General features: G+C 55.4%; 6 protein-coding genes. All 6 read right to left on the minus strand.

Features of this window, described 5'->3' with window-relative positions:
• Window positions 1-93: 93 nt before the first annotated feature.
• Window positions 94-573 carry a DUF4276 family protein gene (locus LAP85_27955; protein ID MBZ5500247.1) on the minus strand — a complete coding sequence of 160 codons (480 nt, stop codon included), beginning with the start codon at window positions 571-573 and terminating at the stop codon, window positions 94-96.
• Between the two features lie 129 nt (window positions 574-702).
• Complete coding sequence (locus LAP85_27960) at window positions 703-1,857, minus strand: AAA family ATPase (protein ID MBZ5500248.1); 1,155 nt, start codon at window positions 1,855-1,857, stop codon at window positions 703-705.
• Window positions 1,847-3,100, minus strand: a complete 1,254-nt coding sequence (locus LAP85_27965; GenBank protein MBZ5500249.1) for a restriction endonuclease subunit S — start codon at window positions 3,098-3,100, stop codon at window positions 1,847-1,849. Before LAP85_27965 ends, LAP85_27960 begins: the two co-directional genes overlap by 11 nt.
• Window positions 3,097-5,082: a type I restriction-modification system subunit M gene (locus LAP85_27970; GenBank protein ID MBZ5500250.1), complete on the minus strand. Its 1,986-nt coding sequence runs from the start codon at window positions 5,080-5,082 to the stop codon at window positions 3,097-3,099. Before LAP85_27970 ends, LAP85_27965 begins: the two co-directional genes overlap by 4 nt.
• Window positions 5,083-5,340: 258 nt before the next feature.
• Window positions 5,341-5,550: a helix-turn-helix domain-containing protein gene (locus LAP85_27975; GenBank protein ID MBZ5500251.1), complete on the minus strand. Its 210-nt coding sequence runs from the start codon at window positions 5,548-5,550 to the stop codon at window positions 5,341-5,343.
• A gap of 186 nt (window positions 5,551-5,736) precedes the next feature.
• Window positions 5,737-6,375, minus strand: coding sequence for a hypothetical protein (locus tag LAP85_27980; GenBank protein ID MBZ5500252.1), 639 nt, complete (start codon window positions 6,373-6,375; stop codon window positions 5,737-5,739).
• Window positions 6,376-6,554 lie beyond the last annotated feature (179 nt).

Raw genomic sequence — 6,554 nt, forward strand, 5'->3', positions numbered from 1 at the left:
TAATATCAATCTTCCTCGTCAGCGCAGCGGTAGACGGTACAGCCGGATCCACGTTTATGAAATTGACCCCCTAAGTCCAGGATCCAACCAGGATCATGACCTCTCTTCCATGCGTTGCAGAGCCGCGAGGAACCTTTCCAGACTATGGCATCGGCCGCTGGCTGATGAGACATGCCAATGATTCATGACGAAGCCGGCGAGAGTGCCATTGTAATCGGGCCCTTGATAAACCTGCCCTCTGTCATCATGAAAAGCCAAAGCATCCCGAATCCGGCGCACGGGACTCTTGAGCGCGTGTCTCAGTAATTCTTCCTTGGGATCGGCGAGGTTTTCGGGATCGGCAATCACTATGGATGATCGTAATTGCAAAAAGGAAGAGAGTCCTTTGCCGTCGCCCAGCAACCAGCTCTCCACTTCCCGCACTGCGACGCGAAAGAGAAGATTTGGATGCAATGGAAGCGCCGTCCAGTCATTGATAAGCTCAGGCGGACAGGAATATCTGTCCAGATCAGTCAGTAGCAGGACGGGACACCCCTTGGCCAAATTGCTGAAAGCTCGTACGTTTTTCTTCAAATAGCCGTACCCGCCTCGCCGTAAGGATTTTCCCAAATGAATATTGCACCTGCCGCATTCCGAGGATTCGCTTGATAACCCATTCCGACAGTTCATCCTCCACCGCTATATAAATGGGTATTGATTGCGTCATGAGAACAGATCCATCTGTTCGATTTCCTCTGGCGCGGTCATCGGCAGGATCGCATCCGACATGGCCATTCCCCCGTCGAGCAGAAGCCGGATATCTCGATTATCAGCGGCGAGTTCCACCACCGTTCCCTCACTTCCTCGAGGCCGCAGTAAGGCCACTTCAGTCGCCCTGATCCCACGATCCGCCAGCATTTCGGCACTGTGAGAGGAGATAATGACCTGGCGCATCTTCTGCTTCTGCAATCGCCAGATCAATGCCGGTAATTTGGCTACCACCCCGGCATGTAGGGAAAGTTCGGGCTCTTCCAGCAGCAGGAGATCATCTCCTTCGAGCAGGGCCCACAAAAGGCCGATCAATCGCAATGTGCCGTCGGAAAACTGGTCTTCACGCTGCCGCCCTCCCTGAGGCCTCCAATGTTTATAAAGCGCTTCAAGATGGGGCAAGCCCCGGTCATCCCGAATATCGGTGAGGTTTTCCAGTTCGGGCACCGCGATTTTTAACGCTTGTTCGATTTTTCTCAGCCTTGCCCGGCGCGTCTTCTCAGGGGCGCTCATGATCCGATCCAGGAACTTCAGGCCGAACGGATCCTCTCCGGCGGCTTCCCGGTTGGCCAGGTTTGGATGTTTCAGCAGCTGCGGGACGAGATGCAGATAAAGCGTCTTTTGGAACGTATCCGCCACTGATCGAAAGGAGACATTGGATGCAATCTGCTCGAGATGTGTTTGCGTCAAACGCCAGTCGTCCTTCTTATCCTCATCATCGGGTCGATCCAGCAATATTTCGTCATTCCGCCATACCCGTTCATGCGTCAACATCACCCTGCGCTGGCCGCGTGATTCCTGGCGCATGCCAATACCGTAGCGCCAAACGGTGGCATTCGCTGATCCGTTCTCCTCCAGGACAACCTCGAGTTCTACATCGGGGTATCTCCTGGCTGCTAAGCACCGGATCTTGCCGAGTGAGCCGCGTTCACGCACGGCCTGCTGCAAGCCGCCGCCCGTTTTGGCGATGTCGCGCAGGAACCGGAACGCATCGAGCAGGTTGGATTTGCCGCTCGCATTTGGCCCGGTAAGGAACAGGCGCTCACCGAAGGACAAATCCACATTTACGAAATTGCGCCAATTCTTGAGCTTCAGGTGTCTAAATTGCATTTTGGCACTCCTTCGCCATCTTATTTTTACTAGGGATTGCAATCTTGCCTGTAACAGCGGCAGCGATAAGAGCGGCGCGGCGCTCTTTGAGCAAAGCCACGGTGCGTTCAGTTGCCGAACGCATTGCGTTCAGCTTTGCTGTTTCTTCAGTGATGTGAGCGACAATCCCATGCTGTTCGCCAAGAGGTGGGAGTGGGAAAAACATATTTCCGAAGTCTGAAAAGTGAATCCTCGGAGCACGCTCACGAACAGCAGTACAGCTGGCTTGAATGAATCCATTGAGCGCCATCACCCGCAGCAAGAATCCGAAATACGGATTTGAGACATCCACCCTGACTGGATTACAAATGATGTATTCGGGAGTGCACTTGCCATCCGAGTCACAGACACCGATGGCTCCGGCAAAGGCATCCATGGAGTGAAGAACAAGTTGTCCCGCTCTAACGCCCTGATAACCAAGTTCCTTAATTGCATTGGTAAATCCCTCTTCGCGGCGATTCTTCCGGAGGGTTACTTGGCCATCGCGGAAGCAGGTAACCATTTCGTCATCTTTACGAACAGGCAGCGATTGTTCCTGCCAAAGGAATTTCGCTCGTACCAGAGGCCAATGCGCCGGAATCTCGCCCAGCCAGGGGATGCCGGAGTCGCGGAGGGGGGCGCGGGGATCGAGGCCGCGGGTGACGGCGCGGGCTATGAGCGCCCGCCGCTTCTCTGCCAACAACCCTAGCACGCGCTCCTTCGCCGCCACCAGCCCGTCCAGCCGTGCTGTCTCGTCGTCCAGGTAATCCGCGATGGCGCGTTGCTCAAAAACAGGCGCCAACTCGACAGGCATATTGGCAACATCCTCAGTCGAGACAGCTTCGTAGGTGCTGCCGGTAGACTCGAAGTTGAGCTGGTACCGAGCTTCATGAATAGCCCACCAGGCAAACCGAAAAACCCAATCCTTGTTCGGCCGGATCGCGCAGAGTCCTCGCCCGATTCCCGTATTTTGCCTCGCGATGTTCAGTTCGCCAACTGGTGCTCGAACCGAGAAGAGAATGTCGCCCGTTATCGCAATTTTGGTAGGCGAGTCGCAGTATACCTTTGGCTCCGGGAACTGCACGCCAAAATCAGCTGTTCCCTGAAGGAAAGGCAGTCCATCCTCCGGCGACAATGTATACATGGTGGAAGGTGGAGATTGCCCCATCTCAAGATGCGCCAAGTACTTTAGACGGACTCTCGAGTGCGCTTCTGAGTCTCTCACTTCGTCACCTCCTGCAATAGCCGCATGATCTCCTCCTCCGCGAGCTTGAGATCCGCATCGATCTCTTCCAGCGGTCGCGGCGGCGTGTATTTGTAGAAGTGGCGGTTGAAGTTGATTTCGTAACCCACTTTGTCCTTGGTGCGGTCCATCCAGGCGTCGGCAACGTGAGGCTGCACTTCGCGTTCGAAATAGGCGTCTATGTCGTCCTTGAGCGGCACGTTCTCGAAGTCGCGCAAATCGGTGTCTGGCTCGTAGCACTGGCCGCGGCCACCTGTAGCAACCGGCCTGGCCTCGGGGTCCTTCTGGGCAAACACGCTGAGGAAGAGCTTCTGCTCGGTCGCCTTCCAGCGCGACCTACGCGTGTGGAGCAAGTCCTGGATCTGCGCCCAGACTGCATTCCAATCGCGTTGCGGCTCGCGGCCAAGAGCCTTGTCGATTGCTTGCACGTCATCGAGCAAGTGCGGGCAGGCGTCAAGGAAGCGGGCTTTGTCCTCGACCGTCATCTGATAACTCAGGCGCAGGGGGCGCTCCACGGTCACGCGCGTGTAGCCGAAGTCCGCGTTGTTAAAAATCTTCGACTTGTCGCCGTCGGCGAAGCGGCCGTAGAGCTTTACAATGTCGGCGATCTGATCCTTTCCATCTTCCTTTTCGCCGATCTTGCGGCGCTTGTCGCCAAGGCTGCGGCGCATGGGAACGTAGTATTCCCGAGCATCGATGAGTTGAATCCTGCCCTTGCGGCGCTTCTCCTTGCGGTTGGTGACTATCCAGATGTAAGTGCCGATGCCGGTGTTGTAGAACATCTGCTCCGGCAGAGCGATGATGGCCTCGAGCCAGTCAAATTCGATGATCCACTTTCGAATGTCGCTCTCGCCCGAGCCCGCGCCACCGGTGAAGAGCGGCGATCCACTGAAGACGATTGCCAGACGCGAGCCGTGCTTTTGCTGGTCGGGAAGCACCGGCTCGAATTTGCTGATCATGTGCTGCAGGAAGAGCAGCGATCCGTCGTTGACGCGCGGCAGGCCGGCGCCGAAGCGGCCCGAGAAACCAAGCTTGTCGTGCTGGCGTTCGATCTCCTTCTGCTCCTTCTTCCAATCCACACCGAAGGGCGGATTGGCGAGCAGGTAGTCGAAGGTCTCGCCCTCGAACTGATCCTCGGTGAAGCTGTCGCCGTAGCGAACGTTGTTGCCGCCGCCGTTGTGGTCCACCTGCTTCATGAGCATGTCGGACGCTGCAGTGGCGAAGGCGCGTTTGTTGTAATCCTGCCCATAAACGTAGAGCCTGGCCGCCGCGTGGTGCTCCCGTAAGTAATTCTGCGACTCGGCCAGCATGCCGCCGGTTCCGCATGCGGGATCGAGCAGTTTACGCACTGTTCCCGGTGTGGCGAGGAGTTTGTCGTCATTGATAAACAGGATATTTACCATCAGCCGGATGACTTCTCGTGGGGTGAAATGGTCGCCGGCGGTCTCATTCGCCAGTTCATTGAAGCGGCGGATGAGATTTTCAAAGATCAGTCCCATCTGCTCGTTGGGCACGGCGGTAGGATGCAGGTCAACGTCGCAGAACTTGGAGACGACGAGGTAAAGGATGTTCGCCTCGCGCATTTTCTCGATTTCGGGCTCAAGTTCGAAGAATTCGAAAATCTTGCGGACGTTGGCCGAGAAGCCCTTGATATAACTGACGAGGTGCTTTTCGATGTTGTCCGGGTCGCCTTTCAGCTTTTCAAAGTCGAGCGGCGAATGGTTGTGGAATCGTTGGCCGGCTGCCTTATCGAGGATTCTGTCGAGCGCTTCGTCCCTGTACTTGTCCTTCACCTGATCGTGCTTTCGGAGCACCGCCGCCTTCGTGGAGGCGAGCACGCAATCGAACCTGCGCAAGACGGTCATCGGCAACATGACGCGCTCATATTGCGGCGGCCGATAGGGTCCGCGCAGCAGGTCGGCGATCTGCCAGATCAGGTTTGCGAAGTAATTGTGGTCGGGCATTGATCACCTCGTGAAAATCGGTGACTGGCACAATGGCACTTAGATAACGAGTATCCTCGGTAGAAACCTGGTTCTGGACTTCGGCCTGGACTTCGACTTGGACCTGGACTTGGACTATTTGACCCAAGCCGGATACCTGAAATCAAAGTCCCCGACGGATTGTCACAATCCAAGTCTAGGTCCAGGTCCAGGTCGAAGTCCAAGTCCATGTCCAGGTTTGGCCGGCAATTTCCCTTAAGTTCGTGCCATTCGAGCCAGTCACCGATTTTCTTTCTTGCCGGGATTGACATCATTCTGACCTGCCCCTCCCGCACACACCCACTCATCGATCTCCGAAAGTTTGAACTTCCAAAGCCGCCCAACTCTGTGTGCCGGCAGGCTTTTGGCCTCGATCCAACGGTAAACAGAATCCTTGGCCACACCAAGGTGATCCGCTACTTTTTCAACAGAAACCCAAGGTTCAGGCATGATGCTTCCTTGCATGGGCGACGCACTCACGCCGAGACGGACTGAATCCCCTGCGATATGCTACCGAGGCTACCACCATCGAAAAGAGCGTACAAGAACAAACGTAAATCGTTGAAAGTCGATGAATGCCGATTCGAGTCACGCCGAGGAGAATCCGAACGACTTCACCTGAACTCAAGAACCCTCTCACTTGCCGTCGGGCTGCTCTCCGCGCTCACTGAGGTCGAGGCTTCCTCGAATTTCTTTGAGCCGGCGCTGCAGTTCCTCCCGCGGCTGGATACCGCCGCACACAGCATTTTCATAGGTTTGAAGCCAGAGGACCCAGGATCGGCGCTGTTCAATCATTCGCAGAAGCACATACAAGGCGATCTCAGGGTTCTTTTCTACATGGTATTGACGAAAGTACCGGATTGCGTCCTCCGGCTGCTCGAGCGCCATGTGACACATCCAACCTAACACGGCCAGATTATTCACGAAGTCCTTTGCCCGATAATCCTTGTCCCCTTTCGAAAAAGCCTCCAAATCACGCAGCCTGCCGGCGGCCGCATCCTTGCGAAGGTCATTGCAGACCTCGATTGTCATCTCCTTCATATCCGCCGTTTCCAGGCATGCAACAATCACCTCAAGAAGATCCTCCCAGAGCGTATGAGTATTGAGACCATTGCCAAGTGCCAAAAGAATTGATTCGCGGACGAATGCGCGCGTCGATTCTACCTTTCTCCCGATATCCAGAACCGCACGATAGAAATCAACCTGAGGAATCCCCACCGAGTCAAACGGATCACTGCCGCTGAAGAGAACATATCTGCAGGAGTAGCACAGCATCCGGTAAAGCTGCTTCAGGAGGCTCCATGCTGCGGGAGCGTGCGGATTCCGATGATCGTGGACAGTGATTCCGAATGATCGTGGACAGTGTCGGAGCGAAGCGACGCTGGCAGTTGACATCCTCACTGAAGTGTCCACCATCGTCAATCAAAAACAATCTTGGAGATAGAAACAACATC

It is taken from the genome of Terriglobia bacterium (assembly GCA_020072565.1).
Classification (GTDB): Bacteria; Acidobacteriota; UBA6911; order UBA6911; family UBA6911; genus JAFNAG01.

What these genes read in the sequence shown, in the direction of transcription:
- LAP85_27960 (MBZ5500248.1), bottom strand. Translation starts at nt 1,857, where the DNA reads ATGCAATTTAGACACCTGAAGCTCAAGAATTGGCGCAATTTCGTAAAT.
- LAP85_27970 (MBZ5500250.1), bottom strand. Translation starts at nt 5,082, where the DNA reads ATGCCCGACCACAATTACTTCGCAAACCTGATCTGGCAGATCGCCGAC.
- LAP85_27975 (MBZ5500251.1), bottom strand. Translation starts at nt 5,550, where the DNA reads ATGCCTGAACCTTGGGTTTCTGTTGAAAAAGTAGCGGATCACCTTGGT.
- LAP85_27980 (MBZ5500252.1), bottom strand. Translation starts at nt 6,375, where the DNA reads ATGCTGTGCTACTCCTGCAGATATGTTCTCTTCAGCGGCAGTGATCCG.